This window comes from Agarivorans sp. Alg241-V36 (assembly GCF_900537085.1).
Classification (GTDB): Bacteria; Pseudomonadota; Gammaproteobacteria; order Enterobacterales; family Celerinatantimonadaceae; genus Agarivorans.
Genome location: NZ_UNRE01000004.1, coordinates 449280 through 474987, shown reverse-complemented (window position 1 = coordinate 474987; position 25708 = coordinate 449280). Strand labels below are relative to the sequence as shown.

18 protein-coding genes and 2 rRNA genes are annotated in these 25708 nt (G+C 43.2%); 14 read left to right on the top strand and 6 right to left on the bottom strand.

Translation table 11 applies throughout. From position 1 onward, the window contains the following. Positions 1 to 99, top strand: a 23S ribosomal RNA gene (locus G6R11_RS12005); the annotation flags it as partial. 110 nt (positions 100 to 209) lie between these two features. After that, positions 210 to 325 (top strand): 5S ribosomal RNA (gene rrf, locus G6R11_RS12000). Between the two features lie 448 nt (positions 326 to 773). Here the strand turns inward: rrf and G6R11_RS11995 are convergent. Both G6R11_RS11995 and uvrA read right to left on the bottom strand, forming a co-directional pair. After that, positions 774 to 2678, bottom strand: coding sequence for a PglL family O-oligosaccharyltransferase (locus G6R11_RS11995; protein WP_163133301.1), 1905 nt, complete (start codon positions 2676 to 2678; stop codon positions 774 to 776). Positions 2679 to 2708: 30 nt separating this feature from the next. Beyond that, positions 2709 to 5543 (bottom strand): excinuclease ABC subunit UvrA, encoded by a 2835-nt coding sequence (gene uvrA, locus G6R11_RS11990; protein WP_163133300.1) that lies wholly within the window; start codon positions 5541 to 5543, stop codon positions 2709 to 2711. A 171-nt stretch (positions 5544 to 5714) separates the two neighbouring features. Here uvrA and G6R11_RS11985 point away from each other — a divergent pair, with 171 nt between their 5' ends. Together G6R11_RS11985 and G6R11_RS11980 are read left to right on the top strand one after the other, a co-directional pair. Beyond that, positions 5715 to 7079 (top strand): MFS transporter, encoded by a 1365-nt coding sequence (locus tag G6R11_RS11985; protein ID WP_163133299.1) that lies wholly within the window; start codon positions 5715 to 5717, stop codon positions 7077 to 7079. A gap of 52 nt (positions 7080 to 7131) precedes the next feature. After that, positions 7132 to 7746 carry a single-stranded DNA-binding protein gene (locus G6R11_RS11980; RefSeq protein WP_163133298.1) on the top strand — a complete coding sequence of 205 codons (615 nt, stop codon included), beginning with the start codon at positions 7132 to 7134 and terminating at the stop codon, positions 7744 to 7746. A gap of 78 nt (positions 7747 to 7824) precedes the next feature. Here G6R11_RS11980 and G6R11_RS11975 read toward each other — a convergent pair whose 3' ends face one another. Further along, positions 7825 to 8577, bottom strand: coding sequence for a serine protease (locus tag G6R11_RS11975; protein WP_163133297.1), 753 nt, complete (start codon positions 8575 to 8577; stop codon positions 7825 to 7827). Positions 8578 to 8700: 123 nt separating this feature from the next. On the opposite strand from G6R11_RS11975, the gene G6R11_RS11970 reads away from it, so the two are divergent. The 4 genes from G6R11_RS11970 to G6R11_RS11955 all read left to right on the top strand — a co-directional run bounded on the left by G6R11_RS11970 (position 8701) and on the right by G6R11_RS11955 (position 13121). Further along, on the top strand, positions 8701 to 9564 hold the full coding sequence (locus G6R11_RS11970) for a ThiF family adenylyltransferase (RefSeq protein ID WP_163133296.1): 864 nt from the start codon (positions 8701 to 8703) through the stop codon (positions 9562 to 9564). Between the two features lie 159 nt (positions 9565 to 9723). Next, the gene (locus G6R11_RS11965) at positions 9724 to 10626 is read left to right on the top strand and encodes a THxN family PEP-CTERM protein (RefSeq protein WP_163133295.1); all 903 of its coding nucleotides are present in this window, start codon (positions 9724 to 9726) and stop codon (positions 10624 to 10626) included. A 433-nt stretch (positions 10627 to 11059) separates the two neighbouring features. Next, positions 11060 to 12007: a THxN family PEP-CTERM protein gene (locus tag G6R11_RS11960; protein WP_163133294.1), complete on the top strand. Its 948-nt coding sequence runs from the start codon at positions 11060 to 11062 to the stop codon at positions 12005 to 12007. Positions 12008 to 12164: 157 nt separating this feature from the next. Next, positions 12165 to 13121, top strand: coding sequence for a PEP-CTERM/exosortase system-associated acyltransferase (locus G6R11_RS11955; protein WP_163133293.1), 957 nt, complete (start codon positions 12165 to 12167; stop codon positions 13119 to 13121). Between the two features lie 22 nt (positions 13122 to 13143). Here G6R11_RS11955 and prsT read toward each other — a convergent pair whose 3' ends face one another. Then, positions 13144 to 15903 (bottom strand): XrtA/PEP-CTERM system TPR-repeat protein PrsT, encoded by a 2760-nt coding sequence (gene prsT / locus G6R11_RS11950; protein ID WP_163133292.1) that lies wholly within the window; start codon positions 15901 to 15903, stop codon positions 13144 to 13146. Positions 15904 to 16079: 176 nt separating this feature from the next. On the opposite strand from prsT, the gene tviB reads away from it, so the two are divergent. From tviB to G6R11_RS11920, 6 genes are all read left to right on the top strand, one after another. Then, positions 16080 to 17348 carry a Vi polysaccharide biosynthesis UDP-N-acetylglucosamine C-6 dehydrogenase TviB gene (gene tviB, locus G6R11_RS11945; RefSeq protein ID WP_240352456.1) on the top strand — a complete coding sequence of 423 codons (1269 nt, stop codon included), beginning with the start codon at positions 16080 to 16082 and terminating at the stop codon, positions 17346 to 17348. Between the two features lie 14 nt (positions 17349 to 17362). After that, on the top strand, positions 17363 to 18388 hold the full coding sequence (locus G6R11_RS11940; RefSeq protein WP_163133290.1) for an SDR family oxidoreductase: 1026 nt from the start codon (positions 17363 to 17365) through the stop codon (positions 18386 to 18388). Positions 18389 to 18515: 127 nt separating this feature from the next. Beyond that, positions 18516 to 19571, top strand: coding sequence for a GNAT family N-acetyltransferase (locus G6R11_RS11935; RefSeq protein WP_163133289.1), 1056 nt, complete (start codon positions 18516 to 18518; stop codon positions 19569 to 19571). Positions 19572 to 19666: 95 nt separating this feature from the next. Beyond that, on the top strand, positions 19667 to 20938 hold the full coding sequence (locus G6R11_RS11930; protein ID WP_240352455.1) for an O-antigen ligase: 1272 nt from the start codon (positions 19667 to 19669) through the stop codon (positions 20936 to 20938). Between the two features lie 63 nt (positions 20939 to 21001). Further along, the gene (locus G6R11_RS11925) at positions 21002 to 21889 is read left to right on the top strand and encodes a polysaccharide pyruvyl transferase family protein (protein ID WP_163133288.1); all 888 of its coding nucleotides are present in this window, start codon (positions 21002 to 21004) and stop codon (positions 21887 to 21889) included. Between the two features lie 21 nt (positions 21890 to 21910). Then, positions 21911 to 22810: a glycosyltransferase family A protein gene (locus G6R11_RS11920; protein WP_163133287.1), complete on the top strand. Its 900-nt coding sequence runs from the start codon at positions 21911 to 21913 to the stop codon at positions 22808 to 22810. A 12-nt stretch (positions 22811 to 22822) separates the two neighbouring features. On the opposite strand, the gene G6R11_RS11915 is transcribed toward G6R11_RS11920, so the two are convergent. Together G6R11_RS11915 and G6R11_RS11910 are read right to left on the bottom strand one after the other, a co-directional pair. Then, positions 22823 to 24268, bottom strand: a complete 1446-nt coding sequence (locus G6R11_RS11915; RefSeq protein ID WP_163133286.1) for a lipopolysaccharide biosynthesis protein — start codon at positions 24266 to 24268, stop codon at positions 22823 to 22825. A 29-nt stretch (positions 24269 to 24297) separates the two neighbouring features. After that, positions 24298 to 25500, bottom strand: coding sequence for a hypothetical protein (locus tag G6R11_RS11910; protein WP_163133285.1), 1203 nt, complete (start codon positions 25498 to 25500; stop codon positions 24298 to 24300). Between the last annotated feature and the right edge of the window lie 208 nt (positions 25501 to 25708).

Sequence of the window (25708 nt, the reverse complement as noted above, 5' to 3'; positions counted from 1 at the left end):
CTGAAGGGCCGTTGGAGACTACAACGTTGATAGGCAAGGTGTGTAAGTGCTGTGAGGCATTGAGCTAACTTGTACTAATTACCCGTGAGGCTTAACCATACAACACCTAAAGGGTGTTGCTTATAGATACCTTATTTAGAAACCATGAATACTTGTTAGTACTCATGAGATGTTTCAGCTTTTTCGAATGTTAAAGACAACAGTTTTTGCCTGGTGGCAATAGCGTTGTGGACCCACCTGATTCCATGCCGAACTCAGAAGTGAAACGCAACTGCGCCGATGATAGTGTGGGGTTTCCCCATGTGAAAGTAGGTCACTGCCAGGCGCCTATACTAAGCCCTCGTCATACGACGAGGGCTTTTTTATTGCCTGCGGGTTATCGTTTCACTCTTTATACCTATCTGCATTTAGCCTGATTAAGACTCTATGACTCTACCGGCTCAAGCACCTCACTTTCATGCACATACAAGGTCGACCAATGATTGCGCTTGGCTAGCTTCTTGGCGAGACTAGCGCGCTCACTAAAATCATCAATGGATAAATTTGAAGCGGCTGTCCAGCGAGTAACACCTAGTGAACGATGAATATCAGGACTTAGCTATTTAAAAGTGTAAGAGGGGAAGAGGCTGAGTGGTGTCAGAGAAGATAACGTTAGGGTTGAATAGTTGCTTAAAGCAATTTAGTAATTAAATGCATTAGGGTGAATTAAGTTCGCTTAGTAGAAATGACAAAGGATGAGATAAAACTGAAAGAGATATCTCATCCTAAGTGGTTTAAGTATTATCTTTTATCTTTATATAAGGCTTTAAACTAGGAACGCTATTTAGGTTCACTTGTTCTGGAAAATTGTTCTGAGCTTCTATCAGTGTGTCTACTGCGGGTTTGATGTCGCCAAGCCTGACTAGAGCGTTAATTTGATGGATGTATAATTGTGGATTACTTTTGCTCTCAATTTCTGTGCGATTCCAAACTAAGTACTTTTTCAGGGACTCTTCACCACCATTGGTTGCTGAAATTAGTTTGTAAGATACTCGCTCAGTATTCGGATAAATACTGTTAGCTAATTGGTCGTTTGCTAAAGCTTGTTCTGTGAAGCCTAAAGCTCGTAGAGCGACAGAGCGATTATAAAAGTGTTCTGTTCTTGCTTGTCGTTTTAGAATTTTCTCTGACCACACCAAGTAGTTTTCTAGCTCACTCTTAAGATCGAGAGAAACGGCTGCGTTTAACCTGAATGACATGGCGTTAAATTCGTAACGGGTTTGCAAAGGAATTGGGTTTATAACCTCCTCAAGCAAATTAGCATTCGCACTTCCTGAACGTTCAAATTGGACAATTTTGTGGATGGCCTGTAAGCCCGTAAGCATGAACACTAGAGTGAAACATGGGATTAGTATGCCAAATAATTTAGGGGCAAACTTTGCAGGAAAAGCTTTAGCGACGACTTCATCGCTTTTTATCATTCGAGCTAAAAATGTGCAGAATAAAATCCATAAGATTGCTGAGTGGTAGAAGGGAAGCTCAGTCATGCTATGTAGCAGGCAAGGAAACAATAGTGCAAAGTGGAACAGAGCTTTTTGCCATCCGTGCTTAATCAAGCATTTTATGACTAAAAATGACATGCTAAATAGTGCTAGAACAGTGACTAATCCACCTTCAACTGCCCAGTAAGCCAGTTCGTTATGAGGATGAGCAACATTAAAATGATAGCCATCGACTATACCTTGCTGATTGAGCGTTGCCTGCGCTGCATGGTAGACACCATCGTAGGCGCCATAACCCCAACCTAGCAGAGGTTGCTCTTTAAACAGTTGCCAGCTTACTTCAAGCATGGTGACTCGGTAAGCAGTTGTTGCTCCCCCTAACGCATCTCTGGTGACGTTTGAGGCAAAAAGCTCTGGGATAATAGGCGCTAATACTCCAAGTAGAATGCTAAATAACCACCATCTTAATTGCAGCGAATTAGCTGTTTTAAATAGATAAGGTGCCATTAAGGGCAAAATTAAAAACAGAGCAATAAGGGTGGTACGTGACCCAGTTAAGAAACATACCCAAGTGGCGGCAAAACTGGTAAGCAGTATTAAAGTTTGCTGCCATTTGTTATTCACTGCTCGTTGAGATAAAAGCCAGGCAGAAGCTAAAGGGCCAAACAGGACAAAGGTTCCTAACACATTTGGTTGCTGGAAAATGCCTGGAGCTCTGGTTGAGTTAACGTTGAAGCCTACCCAATTGCCTTCTGTGAGCAAATACATTTGAGTTAATGCATACAGACTTTCGATTAACACCGCTGCTACTAGCATGTAGAGCATTTGCTGCCATTGTTTGTTGCTTAGATTCAGCTGAAGTAAGGAAAAGATTAGTAATAAACCGGCTGCCAATCCGATTAAACGATCCAAAGCAAAGGCGCCAAGCTCAGCGTTCGGATAAAACAGCGGGATCCATAAACCAACCGCACAAATTGCTAAACCAATAAGTGTTTTGTTATAGCGTAAGGTTTGGGATTGGCTCACCTTAATAAGGCCAAGGCCGATAAGAATGCTAGCAAAGCACCATACCACTAGGTTAAAAGGGAGTGCTAGCCCCGTACCCCCTTGGTTGTGTTGAAAGTAGTGCATGCCCAGTAACATCATTGCACTAAATACATAAACAAAAGTACGCTCTAGGCTAAACTTTGATAGCATCTTACATCCTTGATAATCTGGCTTTTTGCCTTATTTTTTATTTTCTAACATGGGTTTTAAGAATCTAGCGGTATGAGAGCGCTGTTCTTTAACAATGTCTTCTGGTGTGCCAGCAACGAGAATTTCCCCACCGCCTTTACCACCTTCTGGTCCTAAGTCGACGATCCAATCTGCTGTTTTTACTACGTCTAGGTTGTGTTCAATCACCACGATGGTATTTCCGTGATCGCGTAGGCGATGAATAACCTCGAGCAACAGTTCTATATCGTGGAAATGTAGACCCGTTGTTGGTTCATCCAAGATGTAGAGAGTTTGCCCGGTATCTCTTTTACTGAGTTCCCTGGCAAGTTTTACCCGTTGTGCCTCACCACCTGAAAGTGTAGTGGCCGATTGACCAAGTTTGATATAGGTAAGTCCAACATCGATTAGGGTTTGCAGCTTTCTGGCAATGGCTGGTACAGCATCGAAGAATGGACGGGCTTCTTCTACCGTCATTTCTAAGATTTGATGAATACTCTTGCCTTTGTATTTTATCTCTAGGGTTTCTCGGTTGTAGCGTTTGCTTTTACAAACATCACAAGGCACGTATACATCGGGTAAAAAGTGCATTTCAACTTTGATAACGCCGTCGCCTTGACAGGCTTCACAGCGGCCACCTTTGACGTTAAAGCTAAAGCGACCTGGTTTATATCCTCGTGAACGCGCCTCTTGTGTAGCGGCAAATAATTCGCGTATAGGAGTAAAAATTCCAGTGTAAGTAGCAGGGTTTGAACGTGGCGTTCGGCCAATTGGGCTTTGGTCGATATCTACCACTTTATCTAAGTGTTCGAGACCTTCTACTGCTTTGTGAGCCGCGATATCTTCGCCTGCCGCACCATTAAGCGCTTTTTGGGCAATTTTATAGAGAGTGTCATTAATGAGAGTGGATTTTCCGCTACCCGATACTCCGGTAATACAAGTTAATAAACCTAGAGGAATAGCTAAGTCGACATTTTTTAGATTGTTACCGCTAGCACCAAGTACCTTTAACCAATCTTTACCCGTTGGGTGGCGCTCATTGGGTACTTCAATGGCTTTTTTGCCTGATAGATATTGTCCGGTGAGCGACTCTGGCGTATCAATCACTTGTTGGTAAGTACCTTGAGCAACAATTTCACCACCATGCACGCCCGCTCCTGGGCCAATATCTAAAATGTAGTCGGCTGCCCGAATAGCATCCTCATCATGTTCGACCACGATTACTGTGTTGCCTAGATCTCGTAGGTGATTAAGGGTTGCAAGTAAGCGTTCATTATCGCGTTGATGCAGTCCAATCGAGGGCTCGTCAAGTACATACATTACCCCAACTAAGCCTGCGCCAATTTGGCTGGCCAATCTAATTCGCTGGGCCTCACCGCCTGATAAGGTATCGGCACTGCGGTCTAAGGAAAGGTAATCTAAACCAACATTGATCAAAAAGTTTAAACGCTCACAAATTTCTTTAAGAATTTTGTCGGCGATTTGAGCACGTTGTCCTTTAAGGCTTAGAGAGTCGAAAAACTCCATGGCTTCGCCAATGGATTTACAACTCACTTCTGGCAGATTTGTGGTACCTATAAATACGCTTCTAGCTTCTTCGCGAAGCCGACTACCACCACAGCCTGGGCATTCTTGATTGCTAATAAACTTAGCCAACTCTTCGCGAACTGCGTTTGACTCAGTTTCTTTATAGCGGCGGCGCATGTTGGGGATAATCCCTTCAAAAGGGTGTTTGCGTACGGTAACGTCACCGCGATCGTTCATGTACTTAAATTCAATACTGGTGCGGCCCGAACCATGCAAAATCACTTTTTGGTGCTTGTCGCTTAGGTCTTGAAAGGCCATGTCTAAGTCAAACTCGAAATGAGCAGCCAATGATTTAAGCATTTGGTAATAGTAGAAGTTGCGTTTGTCCCACCCACGAATGGCCCCGCCCGATAAACTAAGCGCAGGGTTTACAATCACCTTTTTATCGTCGAAGAATTGATCCACGCCTAAGCCATCACAGGTTTGGCAAGCACCTGCAGGGTTGTTGAAGGAGAAAATTCTTGGCTCTAGCTCGGTCATGCTGTAGCCACATACCGGGCAGGCAAAGTTAGCTGAGAATAATTGGCGAGTGTCGCCGCTGTCCATATCAACTAAAATGGCAGTGCCTTCGGCTAGTTCTAAGGCTGTTTCAAATGACTCCGCTAAGCGTTGGGCTAAGTCGTCACTGGCGCGAACTTTAAAGCGGTCAATCACTACTTCAATATTGTGTTTTTTGTGCAGCTCTAATTCTGGTGGATCGCTTAAGTCACACACTTCCCCATCGATGCGAGCACGAATAAAGCCTTGCGCCGCTAAGTTCTCCAGAGTTTTTACATGCTCGCCTTTGCGATCTCGCACTATTGGAGCCAATAGCATTAGTTTGCTGTTTTCTGGCTCTTCAAATACTTTGTCCACCATTTGGCTAATGGTTTGCGCAGCCAGTGGTTCGTTGTGGTGTGGACAGCGAGGCTCACCTACACGGGCATAGAGCAAACGTAAATAATCGTAAATCTCAGTGATGGTTCCCACGGTAGAGCGTGGATTGTGCGAGGTTGATTTTTGCTCAATAGAAATGGCTGGCGATAGGCCCTCGATGTGGTCTACATCGGGCTTTTCCATTAATGATAGAAACTGGCGCGCATAGGCAGAAAGAGACTCAACATAGCGTCGCTGACCTTCTGCGTAAAGGGTATCGAATGCGAGCGACGATTTCCCTGAGCCCGATAAGCCGGTGATAACAATTAGCTTATCGCGAGGCAGGGTCAGTGAAATGTTTTTAAGGTTGTGGGTGCGGGCACCCCGAATATCAATACTGTCCATTGTTAGCTGTTCACTGCTGCACTAAATCGCCCAGTATTACACATAATTTATTGAAATGCGCCGATGATAAGCCGAGCTATTACTTATTGTTTGCTTACTATCTTGCGCTGGTTTGCAGCTTGCTGCTTGTGATAGCATTGCCGGTTCTTTAATGACGTACTTTAGATGGTTATGAGCCAAGACGAACGATTAAACCCTACAGAAAAGCGCGGTGCTTATTCATTAGCATTGTTATTTGCCTTGCGCATGGCTGGTTTGTTTATGCTAATGCCAGTGTTAGCGGTTTATGGCCAAGAGCTTACAGGATTCTCACCGCTATGGGTTGGCTTTGCCATTGGCGCTTACGGTTTAACTCAGGCTATGTTTCAAATCCCCATGGGCTGGCTATCGGATAGGGTAGGTCGCAAGCCAATTATATTTTTAGGCTTGAGTATTTTTGCTCTTGGCTCGGTGGTTGCTGCAATGGCAGATTCCATTTATGGGATTGCCCTAGGTAGAGCTCTGCAGGGAATGGGAGCAATAGCCAGCACGGTGATGGCTTTGGCGGCCGATCTAACTCGGGAAACTCAGCGTGCAAAAGTAATGGCATTTATTGGCGTGAGCATTGGCTTATCATTCGCAGCATCGCTGGTTTTAGGACCGCTTCTTTCTGCTTACTTAGGCCTATCAGGATTATTTTGGTTAATTGCTGTGTTGGCGGTGTTAGCCATGCTGGTTGTTCAGTTTGCAGTACCAAATGCCGATTTTAAAGCACCTAGTGGTGAAGTAAGTACTAACTCGAAAAAGATGCTCACTTTGCTAAAACATCCCCAGCTACTGCGTTTAGATTGGGGAGTCTTCACTCTGCACTTGGTGCTTACGGCTTTGTTTGTTGTGATGCCATTTCGCTTGCTTGAAACGGGTTTAAGTGCCGCAAATCATTGGCAGGTGTATTTGCCCGCAGTACTTATTTCCTTTGTATTGATGGTGCCAATGCTGATTATTGCGGCTAAGCGTAACCAGCAGCGCGGCTACTTTATTTTTGCTATTAGTTTGTTATTGATTGCTAATGCCCTATTGCTGATAAATGACACCTCTGTTTGGGCTTTAGGTACTATATTGGCCATATTTTTTGTTGGCTTTAATTACTTAGAAGCCAGTTTACCGGCGCTAATCTCTAATTTATGCCCTCCGGGTAACAAAGGTGCGGCGTTAGGGGTGTTTTCTACCAGTCAGTTTTTGGGTGCGTTTATCGGTGGCTCTAGTGCCGGAGCCTTGTATACGGTGGGCGGTGCTAATTTAGTCAGTTTATTTGCTATAGCATTGCTGATTATTTGGATTGTTGTCAGTTTGGGATTGCGTGCGCAAAGTGGCATAAAAAGTTATTCATTAACGATATCATCTCCCGATCAACCTGCCAGCATTTTAGAAAAACTGCAGGTTTTACCTGGGGTTGTAGAAGCAGTTGTTATAGCAAGTGACAATACTGCTTACCTTAAAGTTAAAACAAAAGAATTTGAATTGGCTAGAGCATTGGATTTGGTGCGTTCAGCCTAGTATGATAGCGGGTCTTCCTCGCCACAACAGATAGAATATAGGAGCGATATACATGGCCACTCGGGGCATTAATAAAGTAATTTTGGTTGGTAACTTAGGACAAGATCCTGAAGTTCGTTTTATGCCAAACGGAGGGGCCGTCGCCAATATTACTATTGCAACTTCAGAAAGCTGGAGAGACAAGCAAAGTGGTGAACAGAAAGAGCGCACCGAATGGCACCGTGTAGTGTTGTTTGGCAAGTTAGCGGAAGTGGCTGGTGAATACTTAAAGAAAGGCTCACAAGTTTATATTGAAGGTCAACTGCAAACCCGTAAATGGCAAGACCAAGGTGGTCAAGACCGTTACTCAACTGAAGTAGTTGTACAAGGCTTTAATGGTGTAATGCAAATGTTAGGTGGCCGTCAAGGCGGTGGTCAGGGCCAAAATATGGGCGGTGGCGCACCTCAACAGCAAGGTAATTGGGGTGGACAGCAGCAGGCCGCTCCTCAAGCAGCACCTGCGCAGCAAGGTGGTTTCCAGCAACAAGCTCCACAGCAGCAAGCACCTCAGCAAGGCGGTTATCAGCAGCAAGCTAAACCAGCTCCAGCGCCGCAACAAGCACCTCAGCAGGCAACGCAGCAGTTTAATGAGCCACCAATGGACTTTGACGACGACATTCCGTTTTAAGAATCACTCTAAGCTGATGAGACCAAATTTAAGCCCTTATTTTTAAGGGCTTTTTTGTGCCTGAATATGTAGTAAGTGCTATTTGATAGTTTTTAGTAACTGCTTTAAGTGAATGACGGGTATTGCGTAGCTGATGGCACTAGGGTCAGCCAGTACTGCCTCTTTGGTTGTTTTCACAAATACTTTGTTGATAATTGCGATAACTTCGCCAGTTTCTGGGTGGTATAAAGGGCTGCCGCTATTACCGGGGTAGGCTGTGGCATCGAGTTGATAAATATTATAAGGCGACTTGAGGCGCTTAAGCTGCGCAAGGTTGAGCTCGCTGGCTGATCTAGCGGGTATCACCACTGGAGTAATGCTCGAAATAATACCGCGATGGGTGACGGGGTATAAACCTAATACCGCACCGATGGGAAATCCTGTGAAGGCATACAATTCTCCTTCGCGTACTTTTTCGCTTGAAAGTGTTAAGGGCGTTAGAGGCTTGCCATCTACTCTTAATATAGCTAAATCGCGCTCTTCCAAACTGGCTACTAGGCTTGCTATACGTAATTCTGGGGAACGACCTTGGCCAACAAATACGACTAATTTTTCATTTTGTTGCTGATTTAAGCTTTTAGGTATGACATGCGCGTTGGTGGCGATGAGATGGGTGCCCACTACAAATCCGGTACCGCGCAAACTGGCTCTGGGAGAATTAAGTTTATTGTAAGTGCCAATTCCTACGACAGAAGGTTTGATTTTTTCTATAGTATCAGCAAGAGCGCTTGAAGCTTCTACACTAAACAGTGAAGCAAAAGAGGCGAGGATTACGATGAAGGCGAGTTTCATACTGTGTTCTTCCTTGAATGACCTTTTAATCTTAATTTTTACTATGCATTAGAGCAAGTTGCTATGTTGTTCGTGGTTATATGCAGGCGACAGGATGTCGTTAATCTTATAAGGCAATTATTTATGAGTTTTAATTACGAAGATGCTTTTTCTCGAAACATTGGCTGGGTTACAGAAGCAGAACAACAAATATTACGTGGTAAGCGAGTGGCTATGGCAGGTGCTGGCGGAGTAGGTAGCGAACATATTGTTACTTTAGCTCGTTTAGGGGTTGGCAAGTTTCACATCTCTGACTTTGATGAATATGAGGTACATAATTTTAATCGTCAAGCTGGCGCGTTTATGTCTACAGTTGGCCAAGATAAAGTAAAGGTGATGGAAAACATTTGCTTAGACATAAACCCAGAAGCAGAAGTGAAGTCTTTCCCCGAAGGCATATTTGAGCACAATGTTGATGAGTTTTTAGAAGGTGTAGACGTATACGTAGATAGCTTAGATTTTTTTGCCTTGTCTGCGAGAAAGCTGGTCTTTCAAAAATGTTTAGAGAAAAAGATCCCTTTAGTTACCGCTGCGCCTTTGGGGATGGGCTGTGCATTTTTGTGTTTTATGCCAGGTAGCATGAGCTATGAAGAGTATTTTCGATTTGAAGATGCCAGTAGTGAGAATGAGCAATATATAAAATTTTTAATTGGTTTATCGCCAGCTATGTTGCAGCGACCCTACTTAGTTGATCCGAGTCGAGCTGACTTTCATGCTAAAAAGGGGCCGTCTATGCCAATGGCGGTTAAGATGTGTGGCGGAATCGCCGGGACCTATGTGCTCAAAATTTTACTTAATCGTGGTGAGCTGATCACTGCACCTTATGGTTTGCACTTCGATGCCTACCGTAATCGCTTTAAGAAAACCTGGCGGCCAATGGGCAATCGCAACCCTTTGCAGCGTATGGTGTTTAAAATTGCTAAAAAAATCGTCTTAAAGGAAGAGTAGCAATAGTGTTTTTATGTCAGTATGTTTTACATGTCATTATTGTTAAATTTAATTTTAGGTTGTAAGTTATTGTTTTTTATTGTTTATATTTTTTGGCATCGTATTTGCTTTGTAGCGAGTCTTTATATCTAAACGCTATTACCAAATTGGATGGGTGAAATGAACAAATTGAAACTTACTTGCTTGGCTGCAGGCCTAGGATTTGCGAGTATTTCTGCTAACGCTGAACTAATTACTGAATGGAACTATGCTAATGATGCTGGTTTCAAAGAGTGGAGTTCAAACGCTGGCCAACTAGGCATTGACACAAGTGGCGCCACTGCCGATGAGTTTGACCCTCTTTTTGGTGGTGAACTTCCTAAGAATCTTGCATGGGGTACGCCTTACGGTGCAGTTAACCCTCAGCTAAACAAAAGCTCACTTGAGATTGACGACGCTCAGTCTGGTCAAGTAAGCACAAGTGTTGTTGACGGTGTTGGTGCTTTGGATTTTGTTACTGGCACAGGCCTTACTCATGAAAACTGGGGTGTTACTGGTAACACCTTGTCATCAGCAGTATTGTTTGACGGTTTGTTCTTACAACCTCTAGCGCCTTTTGTTGGTCCTGCATTACCTGCTCCAGTACTTGAGTTTGACGTGTTGTTCGAAGAAACGTACAACACACCAACTAACGATACTTGTAAGTATGGCGACACTAAAGTAGGCGAAGCTGGCATTAACCAAGCAGGTTGTGCTGACTTGTTCACTTTAATCTTGGACGATGGTGTGACATTTACTGAAGTGGGCGATGATATTTACCTGCAAAACAGTTTTATTCTACCAATCCCTGGCTTTGATGATTACGTGTACACATTAACCACTCGTCTGCAAGGCTTAACTGTATTAGACGACTTAGATTGTGGTCCTGACTCTACCTGTATTGGTTTCTTAACTGAAGAGAACCAATCAAACGAATTAAAAGCATCTTTTGCAATTTCTGCTGCTCAGGTGACTGAGCCGGGTACACTAGCTATCTTTGGTTTGGGTTTATTAGGTTTGGCTTCAGTTCGTCGCCGTGCTTAAACAGCCTTACTGCCTCAATTACTGCTGCTAGTTAGCAGCAGTAATTTTTTATCCTCTCTAAAACACACCTTCTTTAATATCGCTCCTCTTAATATCGCTTCCCTACTGGTATAGGTATTTACCGATTTGTGTCGGCGGTCGGTTGGCGTTTTAGCTATATGATGTTTATTGCTTAAGCAACTACGGTAGTTAATCGTGCACTTATCATGAAGTGGTGAAATTGTTCATATAATAAGCATAATGGAATGGAGCCCAAGGATCTTTTGGCTTGATAAATATTATCGGTTTTTGTGTCAGTAATTTTTACATCCTAATTTTAGCTATGAGCTGTTCATTTCTTAAGCTATTGCTTTTTAAGCTTTTTTAAAATTGGCACCTAGATTGCTTTGTATGAATTGTATTTCGAATCGTACTGACCAAATGGATGGGTGACATGAACAAATTAAAACTAACTTGCTTGGCCGCTAGCTTAAGTTTTGCCAGCGTTACTGCAAACTCTGCTCTTATTACTGATTGGAATTATCTAAACGACGCTGGTTTCGACGAGTGGACTTCTGATGCTGGTTCTATCGACCCAACGGGTATTGATGAGTCTGGCGCAACTCGTTCTGAGTTCGATGGTTTTGCTGGCGATATTTTCAACGCTCCTGACCCATTGTTTGGTGGCACATTGCCTAAGACTCTTGAGTGGGGTGTTCCTTACGGTGCTGAAAACCCAGACCTTAAGAAAAGTGCTTTGGTAATCGAAGAAGCTAAAGAAGGTACTGTAACTACTAGCGTAGTAGACGGTGTTGGAACTTTGGACTTCGCAGAAGGTACTGGCCTTATGCACGAAAACTGGGGTGTGACTGGTGATACACTGGTTGCTGCTACTTTGTTTGATGGTTTGTTCTTAGGTCCAACAGCACCTATTGCCACTCCATTAGCTCCAGCGCCTGTACTTCAGTTCGGAATCATTTTTGAAGAAACTTATAACACGCCTAGTAACGATATTTGTAAATACGAGCCAACTCAGCTCGTGGGTGCTGCTGGTATTAACCAAGAGGGTTGTTCAGACCTGTTTACCTTAGTGCTAGGCCCAGATGTTACTTTCACTGAAGTTGGTGACGATATCTATCTTCAAAATAGCTTTGTATTACCAATTCCTGGTTACGATGACTATGTATACACCCTAACAACTCGTCTTCAAGGTTTAGAAGTATTAGGTAGTGTTGACTGTGGCACGGGCTTCACTTGTGTTGGTTTTTTAACAGAAGAAGATAAAACCAACGAATTGAAAGCTGGTTTCGCTATCTCTGCTGCACAGGTATCAGAGCCAGGAACTTTAGCAATCTTTGGTTTAGGTCTATTAGGTTTGGCCGCTGTTCGCCGCCGTGCATAATGCTTAATTACAAAGTCGCTAAGTTTTAGCATTGTACATCCAAAGCGCAGTCTAGTTCTGCGCTTTGTTTTTTCTGCAAGCCTGCCTTTTATAATTCTAAATTGTTTCTAAAATCTAAATGTAATATTTAGAAAGTTTGAAGCTTTGAGAGCGCTTTATGATCCGAAACAAAACCGTGAAAACCTTAGCAAGTGTTCCTTACTTTGGGGCTGTTGTGAGAGGTGGCATTTCGCTTTTAGTTAAGCGAGAGGCTAAGTTAATTGCTCAACACTTTGCTGAGTACCTTCGCCCAGTGGTGGCTTACAAAACTGATACCGTGCAAGAAGCATTTAGAATTCGCCATGATGTGTATTGTGAAGAATTGAATTTTGAGCCCGTTCGTGAAAATGGTATGGAGCAAGATGAGTTTGACGAATACTCGCGCTTTTGTTTGATTGAGCATAAACCCAGTAATAACTACGCCGGCTGTGTGCGCATTGTTTCTCCATCTAGTAAGGATGAGCCCTTACCAATCGAGAAATATTGTTCAAATGCCATTGAGGGTGCTAAACATCACCCTTCACAATTTGATCGAACTGAAATATGTGAAATATCGCGGTTAGCGGTTCGCCCGCAATTCCGTCGTCGTAAAGCCGATAATTTTGATGGTGCTGCCTCTGGTGCAATCAATGAACAAACATATTCCGAAGAAGAGCTTCGCTGCTTTCCCTTTCTTGCTATTGGATTATATTTGTCTATTGCATCTTTAGCAGTAAGAGCTGGAACCCATCATGCGTTCGTGATGATGGAACCTCGCCTAGCTAGAAGTATGAGCTTTTTAGGCATTAAGTTTGAGCAGCTGGGTCCAGCTATTGAGTATCATGGCTTACGCGCACCTTACTACATTAGTGCAGGAACCCTTACCCGTACTTTACCGGTAGGCTTTCAAGTCTTGATGCGTAACATTGATAAAGAAGTAGAGAAGGGGTGTTTAGCAGCTAGAAACAATGATGACAATGATGACTATATTAAAAAAATGTATTCACCGAGTTTCTATAAAAATGACTCTCCGAACATATCGTTACGAGAGAGCCATAAGTGGTGTGAATCTAAGGGTTTATACCTGCCCCAATAAGGTCTTATTAGGGCTATATAGATTAATTTAGCTGAGCTTCTAGTTCAGCTTTTTTATTTGCTAGCTCTGGCTCAATATTTATCAATCCATCGAGTAGCTGTTTAGCTTCTTGGGTTTGTTTATTGGCAATTAGTGCTTCTGCTAAGTGCAAACCTACCTCATTACTAGCATCTTGCTTGTAGCTTTCTTCTAAGGCTTTTGCAGCTTCTGTTGGCTTACCTGATTTAAGTAGCATGTAACCATAGGTGTCTTTAATCTGCGGTATATCTGGCTTTAACTCATGGGCCTTATTTGCATAGGTTAAGGCTACTTCAAACTCATTTAGGTCATGGTAAACCCAGGCGAGATTGTTCCAGGCAACAAAGTTATCTGGTTGCTCTTTAATAATCGCTTGGTACTCCTCAATCGCCTGTTGAGGATTGGCTTTCATTTGTAGCTCAGCAAGTTGCAGTTGAAGTGGTTTTGCCGCTTCGCCATGCACTTCGAGCGCTTGTTTAATAAAAGCAACGGCTTGTTCGATTTTATCTGCTTCTTTGTACGACTTGATTAGTAAGTTAGCAGTTTGAGTACTAGGGTAAGCTTTATATAATTTGTTGAAAGTATCGGTAGCTGCTGGCCAGTTTTCTTGAACTAAATATATGTAACCCTGCTGTTGTAAAACTGCAGGTGTATTCATTTGATTAGCATCAAGGCTGTTTAGCGCATCTTGGCTAGCGGCTGCATCGCCAGCCTTAAGTTGCAATACTGAATGAACAAACAATAGGCGCTGGTTATTTTTATAAAGTTTTACTGCTCTATTACTTAGCGCTACTGCTTCTTTCAGTTGTCCGCTTGATTCTAGAACATTAATGTTTTTCACATATGCTGGCAGCGAAAGTGGAGAGTTTTCCAGCCAAGCTTGGTAACTTAAAATCGCTTTTTCTTGGTTGCCCGTTTCTAGGTATAAATCACCAATTAACTGCCATACTCTGTCTTCTCGGGTGAGTGGATCAATTTGCTCAAACGCCTCGATAGCTTTTGGAAATTCTCGAGTAAATAAGTAATAACGACCTAACTGCTCTTTTAGAAGTGAGGATTCAGGAGCCTCTGCAACTTGTTTATCTAATAGCGTTTTTACTTCTTGGGTTTTGTCAATCTGCGAGGCGTGACTCATTAAAAACTCATAAACACGTAGGTTTTCAGCTTGCTCTTCTTTAACCTTATAAGTTATTTCATAGGCTTTATCTACTTCGCCTTTTTGTACATAAACTGATGAGCTAAATAGCTTGGCAGCAAGGTCGTCGGGTTGTGCTTGCAGTATTGACTGGTAAGCCGCGAGAGCTTCGTCGTAGCGCTCTTGTTGTTCAAGAATAGCGCCTTTAAACAGTTTGACACTTTGATCCTCTGGGTGAGTTTCAATCCAACTATCCAGAGACTTCAGTACTTCTTCAGCTTTGCCCTGGCGGAAGTAATGGGTTTGTAAGCCTAAAAATGCCTGAGCATGATTTGGGTCTTCGGCTAGCACCTCTTCTAAAATGCCAATTCCGTCTAAATCATTTTGCTTAAGTTTAAGTAAACCCAGTTTGGCTTTTTCTGATAAGCCACCCGAGCTTGCTGCTTTCTCGGCGATTTGTACTGCTTCTTCGGTGCGGCCTAAGCGATTAAGCTGCATACTCACAGTGCTTAAAAAGTCGCTGTCTTGACCTTCCGCCACAGAAGCTTGGTTTAGCTGATTAAAGGCGTTATCTAATTGGCCAATTCTAAATTGCGTGGTCACGTATAAACGCTGTGCTAAGGCATTTTGCGGATCTTTAGTAATCACACGTTCTAGCTGAGTTAGAGCTTGTTCGTACTTTTGTAGTTTGTAAGCAGAAATACCAGCCACAATTTGGGTCGCAGTGTTATGAGAACCGCTCTGCAAAGCTTTAGTTGATAGAGAAAAGGCCTTTTCAAAGTCTTCATCTTGAAAACGTATATAAGCTTTAAGCTGATTGCTAAGCATGTGGTTTGGGGCAATTTTCAAAATACTGTCTAGATATTTTTCTGCTTCGCTAAATTGCTTATTTTTCACCAATGCTTGTGCTAAATAGAGGGTGAACTGTGCGGCATCAGGAGCTAATTCTACAGCTTTACTGTATGACTCAACGGCTACTTCAGTATCATTAGACATAGATGCAAGGTGGCCTTTTAGCAGCCATACATCGGTATTGTCTGGCACTTCTTGGCTTAACTGTTCCAGTGTTTCATTGGCAGCTCCAAACTGTTGGTCTGCTGCAGAAATACTCGCTTTAACCATACGCGAGTAAGTGCCTTCAAAACCAAGTTCTTGAGCTTGATTTAAGGTGGTTTTAGCCGGATCAAATTGACCATTTCTAAATAACGATAAGGCGTGAATTGCCAGTAATTCAGTTTCTAGCTCTGCCTCAAAGGGTCTATTTTGAGTAATTAAATCGCCTATTTTTTCAGGCTCATTTTGATTTAAATAGGTTCTCGCCAATAGGGGAATGAGTTGCTGTTTTTCAGCATTTAAGTCTAAGGCTCTTAGTAGCTCTTTTTCTGCAGCAGGATAGTTACCACGTTCGAGGTAGATTTCACCTAAATTTAAGCGTGCCTGCGCCAGTGAAGCATCTTTTTTGATGGCATTTTTTAGTTCGATGATCGCTGCGTTCTGATCATTTTTTGCTAGGTACTCGGTGGCCTTAGATAAATGCTGTTCTGCGGTGTCCCCACCACAGGCAGTTAATGCGATGGTTAAGGCACTCACTGCCAGAATATTCTTCATTCCAAACCTATGATTACTCATATTATTCCCTGTTTGTTGGATTGATAAATCACATTAAAATAATACAGCTTAATTACCGCTATGTCTTACTTTGTAGTGTGTTTTGTTTTTATGTGGATTTTGACCCTTACTTTCTGTTCCAATATGCGGTTTAATTAGCATTAGAAAACTGTTTTTAAATTTAAATGGATGTATACATGGACGTGAATATTGCCGTAATTGGTTTAGGTTATGTTGGCCTGCCATTGGCTGTAGAGTTTGCTAAAAAACGCAGTGTTGTTGGTTTTGATATTAATCAAGGTCGTGTGACCGAGCTTCAACAAGGTGAAGACCTGACCCAAGAGGTTAGCAACCAAGAGCTACAAGAAGTTGCTGGCAATATGTCTTACAGCTGTAACATTGAAGACTTGGCAAAATGTAACGTGTTTATTGTGACCGTTCCTACTCCAATTACTGAGCATAAACAGCCTGATCTAACGCCTTTGGTACGCGCCAGCGAAACAGTTGCCAAGGTACTTAAACCTAATGACATCGTTATTTACGAATCAACTGTTTATCCAGGCGCTACCGAAGAACAGTGTGTTCCGGTACTAGAGAAGAATTCAGGCCTTACTTTTAATAGCGATTTCTACGTTGGTTACAGCCCAGAGCGTATCAATCCGGGCGATAAGACTCACCGTGTTTCTACAATTAAAAAAATCACTTCTGGCTCAACCCCTGAAATAGCTACGATTGTTGATGATCTTTACGCTGAAATTGTGGTGGTGGGTACCCACAAAGCCAGCAGCATTAAAGTGGCCGAAGCCGCTAAGGTGATTGAGAATACTCAGCGTGATGTAAATATTGCACTTATCAATGAATTGGCGCTTATCTTTAATCGCCTAGATATTGATACTGAAGCCGTATTGGAAGCCGCTGGTACTAAGTGGAACTTTTTACCATTCCGTCCGGGCTTAGTAGGTGGTCACTGTATTGGTGTAGACCCTTATTACCTAACCCATAAAGCAGAGTCTATTGGTTACCGTCCAGAAGTGATTCTTGCAGGCCGAAGAATTAACGACAACATGGGGCGTTATGTTGTTTCCCAGTGCATTAAGTCAATGGTGAAACGTAATATCTCGGTTGTTGAAAGTAAGATTTTGATTTTAGGTTTAACTTTTAAAGAAAACTGTCCTGATATTCGAAATACCAAAGTTATCGATATTGTTCATGAATTTGCTGATTACGGTGTTCAAGTAGACACGTACGACCCTTGGGCAGACAAAGAAGAGTGTCATGAAGAGTACGGCATTGATTTAGTTGAAAGCCCGCAAGCTGGCAACTACGACGCAATTATATTGGCGGTTGCCCATCAGCAGTTTAAAGACATGTCGGTAGAGCAAATTCGCGCCTTTGGTAAAACAGACCATGTACTTTACGATCTTAAATATCTATTGCCGGTTGGCGCTAGCGATCTTCGTTTGTAATGGGGACTGATACCGTGCAGCGTTTTCAACAAGTTTGCGAACAACTAAAAGCCGAACCTAAAGTTTGGGCAATTACCGGTGTAGCTGGTTTTATTGGCTCTAACTTATTAGAAGCCTTACTAAAGCTAAACCAGAAGGTAGTAGGCCTAGATAACTTTGCCACAGGGCACCAGTACAATTTAGACGAAGTAAAAGGCTTAGTAAGCGAGCAACAATGGCAGCAATTTCGTTTTGTAGAAGGCGATATTCGTGATCAAGCAACTTGCCAAGAGTTTCTATCGGGCGCTGATTTTGTGTTGCACCAAGCCGCCCTAGGCTCGGTGCCTCGCTCGATAAATGACCCCATCACTACCAATGAAGTGAATATCTCTGGCTACTTGAACATGTTGCAAGCAGCTAAAGAGCAACAGGTCTCAGCCTTTGTTTATGCGGCGTCTAGTTCAACCTACGGTGACCATCCAGATCTACCAAAAATAGAAGATAAAATTGGCAATCCGTTATCGCCTTATGCGGTAACTAAGTATGTTAACGAGCTTTACAGCTCGGTGTTTCAACGTACTTATAATTTTCCGTCTATTGGTTTGCGTTACTTTAACGTATTTGGCCCGCGCCAAGACCCAAATGGTGCGTACGCAGCGGTTATTCCTAAGTGGACCGCAGCACTGATTGATGAAGAGCAAGTGTTCATTAATGGTGATGGTGAAACTAGCCGGGATTTTTGCTTTATTGACAACGTAGTGCAGATGAACATTTTAGCTGCAACTGCAGGTTTAGAAAGCAGCGAAGTATTCAATGTAGCCCTTAATGATCAAACCAGCTTAACTGAACTCTACGACCTGCTTTGCGACAACTTGTCTAAGCATGGTGTTGTGCGCTCTGCTAAGCCAGAGTATCGAGATTTTCGTGCCGGTGATGTGCGCCATTCGCGCGCTGACATTAGTAAGGCTGAGCAGCTGTTGGGCTATGCTCCCGCGTATACTATTGGCCAAGGTTTAGCTATCGCCATGCCTTGGTACATAGAGCAATCTACAGCGGATTAAAGCTTTAGATTGGCAGCGCCGAAGATCTTTTTAAGGAAGAAAAGATTAAGCTTTGGAAACCAGCAGTAATTTGTCTGCTGGTTTTCCTTATTTTGAGTGGTTTACTGGGATTGTTTAGCATATCCAAATGAGCAGTGATGAAGCTTTAGATTGGCAAGAAATTCGCTCATTAGAGCAACTTTTCGCTTTAGAAGAGCAATGGCGAGTGCTGAGCAAAACATGCCAAGCAGCATTGTTTAATTGCCCCAATTGGCTAGCTCTCTGGAGAGAGCAGTTTTGGGACAAGCATTGTGAGCTTTATTGCATGGCGGGTTTTGCCAATGGAAAGCTAGTGGTGTTAGCCCCTTTTTATACGCGAAGTAGCGTTAAACTTTTTGGGATAACCCAGCTGTTTTTACTTGGCCAAGGTGAGCCAGAGTGCGCAGAGCTCGCCTCTGAATATCCAGATATTTTAGTCAATATTGATTATTTGGATGAGGCGTCTAAGGTCTTAGCTGAGTGGCTAACCACACTTAAGTTTGATGTGTTTGCTGCCCGTGCTGTGATCCAGCAGAGTATGCTACATCGGCTAATTAAGCACTTGCCAGATGTTCAGCCAGTTCATGCTTGCCGCTATTCTTTACAGCCTGGCCAGTGGTCGATACAGCAGCTTAGTCGCAATGCTCGCTCACAGTGGCGAAGAGCCGAGAAAGCTTTAGCGGAACAAGGCGCCGAGTTTAAATGGTTAACTCAATCTGAAATTGAGCAGTATTGGCCAACAATGGCGGAGTTTCATCAGTCTCGCTGGAAAAGCAAAGGTAAGTTAGGCGCTTTTGCTGATCAACGTTTTATGCAGTTTCATCAGCAATTCCGCCAGCAGCATCCTGGCTCAGTTGCGATGAGTGGCGTATTTATTGGCCAGCAGCCTTTAGCTTTAAATTTCTATTTGTTAGAAGGGCAGCAGCTGCACTTTTATCAATCAGGTTGGGATGACAAACACTACTCCCAATGTTCGCCTGGGTTTGCGCTTCATGTATGGAGTATTTTGAACTGCAAAGACATGCTTTATGACTTTATGATGGGTGCTACCGCACAAAGCTATAAAGCAAAGTTTTCATGTGAAGAAACCAAGTTGGTTAATCTGTCGCTTATTAATTCCCCTTGGAGGATAAGACTATTCAAGCTCGTCGACAAAATCCTTTAGCGGCAGACGTAACGCCGTTAGGTAGAAGGCCATTACCGATTAAGGAAAAGAACGCGCCTCTGGCTTTCTTTTTCCTTTGCCTATATAGCATTGCCGTGTTGATTCGGCCGCATGAATTTTCGCTATCAACAGCCAACTTTATCGTCATTAAGGTATTTGCGATTCTTTCCTTCGGCTTTACCTTGATTACCTTAAGGCCGATAAAACTGCAGCCTCAACATTACTTGTTATTGGGTTTAGCGCCATTAATTATGGTTTCGGCTTTTCTTAATGGCTGGGGCACAGGAGGAATCTTCCAAGCGCAGCGTTTATTTGTCAGCTCTATTATTCCATTTTTCCTTTATAGCGCCTTAATTGCGGCACCGAGCAGACAGCGCTTGCTGATGTACATATGTATCGCTGCGGCATTGGTGATGGTTTACAACGGACACATACAACAAGCTTCGTTTAACGGAAAATACGGTATTGGCATTGGCGACAGTATTACCGTTGGTCGTGATGAGATGCGAATTACCTATCTTGGGTTCTTTAGTGACCCTAATGATTTAGGCATGTTCTTGGTAATGAATATGCCCTTTGTGGCTTATTTTTTTGGCCGAGGTGGCGCCGTTGTAAAAATAGTCATGCTGGCTATTTTTGTAGCCTTTGGCTACGGCGTATATATGACAGGCTCTAGAGGCACACTATTGGGCTCGGTGGCTGTCATTGGTTTGTATTTCCTCATTAGTAATGCAGGTGCAAGGCTCATTTTATTTGCCTGTTTAAGTGCGCCTATTGCTGCGACCTTACTGGCATCATTTGGTGGTTTGTCTTCCACAGAGTCCTCTGCCGCTGGGCGCTTAGATGCTTGGTACGACGGTATTCAAATGCTTATCCATAATCCAGTGTTTGGGGTAGGGATGGGCAACTTTATGGATCACCACGGCAAGGTTGCGCATAACTCTTATGTGCATGTAGCTGCGGAGCTAGGTGTGCCCGGTTATAGCCTGTGGGGCGGTGCGTTAATTCTTAATATGCTGGTGGGCTATGCGATCTTGAAGCGATTTAATCGTTACCCTAATGATGAAGATCCAAAAGATTTAGAAGTAAGCGAAGAGAAATCAGAACAGTACAAAGAAGAAGCTAGCCTGAACAAAGCGCTATTTTATTCGATGATAGGTTTTATGGTGACTGCGTTCTTCTTAAGCCGCCAGTTCACTCTATTGATGTTTATTTTTATGGGGATGCAGACCGCGAGTCATTTACGCTTGATGAAGTTGCGCCCAGATTTAGAAGAAATGTTTTCAGCCAAAATGGTTTGGCGATGTATGGGTTATAGCTGGGCAGTAATTGTTGCTGTTTACATGACTTTAAAGGTTGGTTTATAACCACCACAAATTGAATAACTCGGCTGAATATAGCCGATGGCAAAGGATTAACTAGGTTTAAGAATGGAATTATTTTACTACAAGGATGAAGTGGGCAATTTTGGTGATGACCTTAACCCATGGCTGTGGCCTAAGTTGCTTCCCGATTTTTTTAATGACGATTCATCAGAGTTGCTGGTGGGCATTGGTACCTTGTTAAACCACCGTCTACCTAGTGACAAAACCTTACACATTGTTGGCTCTGGCGTGGGCTATGGTCAACTTCCAACGGTTACCGAGAAATGGAAAGTTCACGCTGTGCGTGGCCCCTATAGCGCCAAAGCCTTAAATCTTGACCCTAGTACCGTTGTAACGGATTCAGCCTTATTGCTGCGCAATGTGATGGAACCGACTCATAAAGAAAACGGTGACATAGGATTTATGCCACATTACCTAAGTTGCCGTAGTGCCGATTGGGAGAATATTGCTGAAGCTTGTGGCTTTAGGTTTATTTCTCCAGAGTGGTCAGTAGACAAAGTGTTTGCTGAGATGGCGCAATGCCGTTTGATGCTTACAGAAGCGATGCATGGCGCCATTGTGGCTGATGCGCTGCGTTTACCTTGGAAGGCGGTTATCTTAGGTGATCATGTTAATCAAGTTAAGTGGCAAGATTGGCTATCAACGGTGGAAATGCAATATCAACCCGACAGTGTGTCTAACTACTTTTATAGTGCTGATACAAGCCCTGTTAACGCCATTAAAGATGAGGTGAAGCGCCAGCTGCAAAACGCAGGCTTTGGCAAAAATTGGTATAAACCCAAGCCGCGTAACTCTAGCGCTAAAGTGCGCTCAGAAGTTTGTTCTCAACTTAATGCTATTGCTAATAGTGCCCAAGGGGAGTTAAGTGGTGAGACTATTCAAAACCAATTAATCCTTAGGCTTAATCAAAGCTTAGACGCTTTACAGGCTTAGATAACCAGAAGGGTATACGCAATGACAGTTGCAGTCAGCATTATCATGCCCGCCTATAACTCGGCGGCTTTTATCGATAAAGCCATCGAGTCTATCTTGGCGCAAAGCTTTGATGATTATGAAATCATAGTCGTGGATGATGGTTCTAAAGACGATACCGTCGCAAGCCTGCAAAGATATGAGGCGAAGATCCAGCTAATAAGTCAGCAAAATGGCGGGGCGTCTAAGGCGAGAAATACCGGTATTAAGGCCGCAAAGGGTGAATTTGTTGCCTTTCTCGATTCTGATGACTTATGGCGTCCGCAAAAGTTGATGGATCAAGTTGAGGCCATGCGCGCTCAGCCTGATTGGGTGGCATGTTATACCGAAACATCCTACAAGGCCGAAGAAGAAACTCTTAAGCAACAGAGCGATCACGCGCCTGGGCTAGTCTCTAAGGACCTACAGCAAGTCTTTTTGCATCCTTATTTGGTGACTTCTTCATTTATGGTGCGCCGTGAGGTGCTTAGTAAAGTGGGCTTGTTTGATGAAAGCTTGAAAACTGCCGAAGATATTGACCTTTACCTGCGTATTGCGGAGCAAGGCCTAATTGGCCTATTGCAAAAAAGCTTAGTATGGAAAGCAGATATAGAAGGAAGCTTAGGTAGTTTGCTATCGTCTTACCAAGACAACCTTGACGTAGTCGATGCGTTTTTAGCCCGGCAAGCTAGCGAGAGCGCTAGTTGGGGGACGTTGGTAGATAAAGTAAAGGCGAAGATCTACTTAGATTGGGGTAAAGACTTGTTATGGAATGAGCAATGCCTTGCCGCCTTCAAAGCCTTGTCACAGTCTTTAAGTTTGAAGTTCTCTCGCGCTACCGTTTGGCTAATGCTCAAAGCGCTTATTAAAGCTGCTTTGAGCCCACTTAGGGGCTCAAAGTAATACTTAAAGTGCTTACTTGCTGCGCTTTAGCATGCTAAGCACTTCTTTAATTGAGGCTCTGTCTAATAGCATCATCAAGCCTAGATAGGTGATTCCGCCTAGGGTGATTTGCAGCAGCAGAGCTATTGCGATGTCTGCTTCAACGAATGTTTTAGCGCCATAAACCACCGCAAACATTGCTGCACCCGATAGCATTGGAGCCAGCAGTAATTTAACAAACTGACTGAATTGGGTGTTTAAGGTTTGGCTGTTTCGCCAAGCTACGATTAAGTAAGCAATCGGAAAACCACACAACCACGCCAAGGCTAGGCCAGTGGCACCGTAGCGAGCCGCTACCACAATGCTGATAAACATGATTACAACCATAAAGCATAAGTTCACCAGCATGTGGTTCACTTTCTTCAAGCTTTTCAGCGCGGGATTAAACAACTCTTCACTAAAGCGAAGCGGCATAATCATTAACATGATTGTGGTGGGAATTACCGCGCCTAACCATTTCTCGCCCAGTAGTAGAGGAATCACCAGGTCTGTTACCGACGCTAAACCCCAAAAAATGGGCAAGGTTAAGCTGATGCATAAACGTTGTGCCTTCAGTACATAGTTGGCGATGAGCTTTGGTTGATCTTGTATTTGAGAAAATGCCGGGAAGGCCACTTGTCTAAGTAAGGGCATAATCTTTTTCTGCGGCATTAACGCTACCTGCAAGCCAATGGCATATAGGCCCACCTCGGTGGGCGTCATTATCCTACCGGCAATTGCCACGTCCATATGCATGAATACGTAAAATAATACCGATTGAATAGACAACATACCGCCGAACTTAAGCATCGCGGTTATATCGTTTATCTTAAAGCTGGGCAGGAAGTTAATCGGCTTAGCTGCAAAGGTAAGCACCGCACGTAAGCTTATAAAAATGATTTCACCAATGACCAAGGACCAAAATCCATAGCCTAGATAAGCCATCACTAAGGTTGAAACGGCCGCTACGATGTTAGAGATAGCAGCAATAATAGAGACTCGCTTAAACTCCATATTTTTTGCCAGTAAGGCGGCTGGAATCACTTCCAAGGCGAGGATGATAAAGCACCAAGCATTCACCTTTAGAATTTGGCTAACTATGTCTGATTGGTAATAACTGCCGGCTAAATCAGCCAGCGAGTATTGCAGTGCAAAAAAGCCAATGTGGCTAAGAATAATGGCGCCAAATAACTGCTTTAAACTTTGCTTGGTTAGGTTCTTCTCTTGAATAATTGATGAGGCAAATAACGAGCCTAGCAATAAGTTAAGAAAACCAAACAGTACGTCTGACATAGCAACAAGGCCATAATCATCAGGACTTAATAAGCGAATGACCCAAAAGGTCATGGCCCAGCGCAGTATTTGGGTAACAATTTTCCCCATGGCTACCCATTTTAAAGAAGATAGAACTTGGTTTTTTAGCTTAGAATCTTTGGTCATGTTAAGGCTTTTGGCTCGCGTAGAACGTATTAGTGATATTGCTTGGGATGATATAAACCTAAGCTAGACAACAGTTTTTTCAGCTGATTTTTAAGCAGTAAAAAGACTTTGGCGGGTAAACGTTTGAGACACAACATACTGGCCGATAGGTAGTGATGAGCAGCAAAGTGATACCCTCGCTGTTTGGCCCAAACGACTATTTCTTTTAACAGTGGATCGTCGCTAATCAGAACTTCATTTATGAATGTTTGCTTGTGCTGCTGGTATACCTCGAAATCAAAGCTGTCTTTATAGAACTCAAGTTTACCGGCCAAATCTAAGGTTAATAAGGTGCGCAAGCACTTATCGCAGTGTGAGCAATTGCCGGCTCTATCGCCTTTAACACATACATCCAACACCTTGTAGGAATCTGAGTTGTTGCTAATGCGCAGGGTTTTCTCAACGCGTGTGTGCTCACTTCCCACAGAGTGGCATTGCAAGCTTTCGCTCGCCAACAGCGGCATGCTAAAAGCATCGCTATAGGCCATGTCGTAGCTCTCGCCAACAAACAAATCTTGGTAGCTGTAGGCTGATGAATATAAAAAGTGACCAATGAATTGTTGGAACAACATTGGGATTGCAGCATTTCGCAGTGTGTGAGTAAGTTGAAAATCTAAACTACGGCCGTAGAAATCGTTCATGTTGGAGTTAACGGTAATGAACGGGAGCTGCCAAATATCGGCAGTCTCTTTTAATTGTTGATAGCGCTCTTTAAACAAACGCTCTTTGCCCGGGCCGTGAGAACCCACATTATTATATAGAAGGTGAGTAATTTTTAGCGCTTTAGGCGTGCTGTCAGAAAAGTAGTCAGTAATGGTACAAAACGAATCGACACCCGCAGAAAAGCCAGTGATAACGCCCTTAGCTGCTGAGCTTTCAGTATTGCTGAGCTCGGCGCTAATGCTTACTCGCCGCAAATAAGGAATGGTTTGGCATAAAATGGTTTGGTAGGCGCCATTTAAACTAAATAGCAAACGTTCAGACACGCTGCCTTTTATATGAATGTTCTCATTGGCTAACATTGCGGGGAGCAATAAAGCAAGCAAGGCAGTATCGCTACTATTAGACAGCTCGTGTTGGGCTAAATTATCTACTTCAAACCAAAGTTGTTGATGGCTTCCTTTGAGGTCGAAATCAACTTGATAAACAAGCGCACTACCTTTCGCCACAATAGTCACTGGACCGATGTCCATATCGCGTTTTCCTTAACACTGCACCACCAAGCTCAATGCTGATTAGGCTAACGTATAAAACAACAAATTAGTAGTAATCTTGGCGTTTAAATTCACGCCTGTTTAGCGTTACTATAGAGCCTAAGTAAAAGGAATTGCTTGATTAATGAAGCCTTGTGCTAGCCCTGTAGTAGATGTTTGTTGTTTACTTAAATGTTAGGGTAAGCAG

Bases quoted from the DNA above. Each gene is read 5' to 3' on its own strand.
- G6R11_RS11995 (WP_163133301.1), bottom strand. From the start codon at position 2,678: ATGCTATCAAAGTTTAGCCTAGAGCGTACTTTTGTTTATGTATTTAGT.
- uvrA (WP_163133300.1), bottom strand. From the start codon at position 5,543: ATGGACAGTATTGATATTCGGGGTGCCCGCACCCACAACCTTAAAAAC.
- G6R11_RS11935 (WP_163133289.1), top strand. From the start codon at position 18,516: ATGAGCAGTGATGAAGCTTTAGATTGGCAAGAAATTCGCTCATTAGAG.
- prsT (WP_163133292.1), bottom strand. From the start codon at position 15,903: ATGAGTAATCATAGGTTTGGAATGAAGAATATTCTGGCAGTGAGTGCC.
- G6R11_RS11975 (WP_163133297.1), bottom strand. From the start codon at position 8,577: ATGAAACTCGCCTTCATCGTAATCCTCGCCTCTTTTGCTTCACTGTTT.
- G6R11_RS11910 (WP_163133285.1), bottom strand. From the start codon at position 25,500: ATGGACATCGGTCCAGTGACTATTGTGGCGAAAGGTAGTGCGCTTGTT.
- G6R11_RS11980 (WP_163133298.1), top strand. From the start codon at position 7,132: ATGGCCACTCGGGGCATTAATAAAGTAATTTTGGTTGGTAACTTAGGA.
- G6R11_RS11920 (WP_163133287.1), top strand. From the start codon at position 21,911: ATGACAGTTGCAGTCAGCATTATCATGCCCGCCTATAACTCGGCGGCT.
- G6R11_RS11960 (WP_163133294.1), top strand. From the start codon at position 11,060: ATGAACAAATTAAAACTAACTTGCTTGGCCGCTAGCTTAAGTTTTGCC.
- G6R11_RS11915 (WP_163133286.1), bottom strand. From the start codon at position 24,268: ATGACCAAAGATTCTAAGCTAAAAAACCAAGTTCTATCTTCTTTAAAA.
- G6R11_RS11955 (WP_163133293.1), top strand. From the start codon at position 12,165: ATGATCCGAAACAAAACCGTGAAAACCTTAGCAAGTGTTCCTTACTTT.
- G6R11_RS11985 (WP_163133299.1), top strand. From the start codon at position 5,715: ATGAGCCAAGACGAACGATTAAACCCTACAGAAAAGCGCGGTGCTTAT.
- G6R11_RS11925 (WP_163133288.1), top strand. From the start codon at position 21,002: ATGGAATTATTTTACTACAAGGATGAAGTGGGCAATTTTGGTGATGAC.
- G6R11_RS11970 (WP_163133296.1), top strand. From the start codon at position 8,701: ATGAGTTTTAATTACGAAGATGCTTTTTCTCGAAACATTGGCTGGGTT.
- G6R11_RS11965 (WP_163133295.1), top strand. From the start codon at position 9,724: ATGAACAAATTGAAACTTACTTGCTTGGCTGCAGGCCTAGGATTTGCG.
- tviB (WP_240352456.1), top strand. From the start codon at position 16,080: ATGGACGTGAATATTGCCGTAATTGGTTTAGGTTATGTTGGCCTGCCA.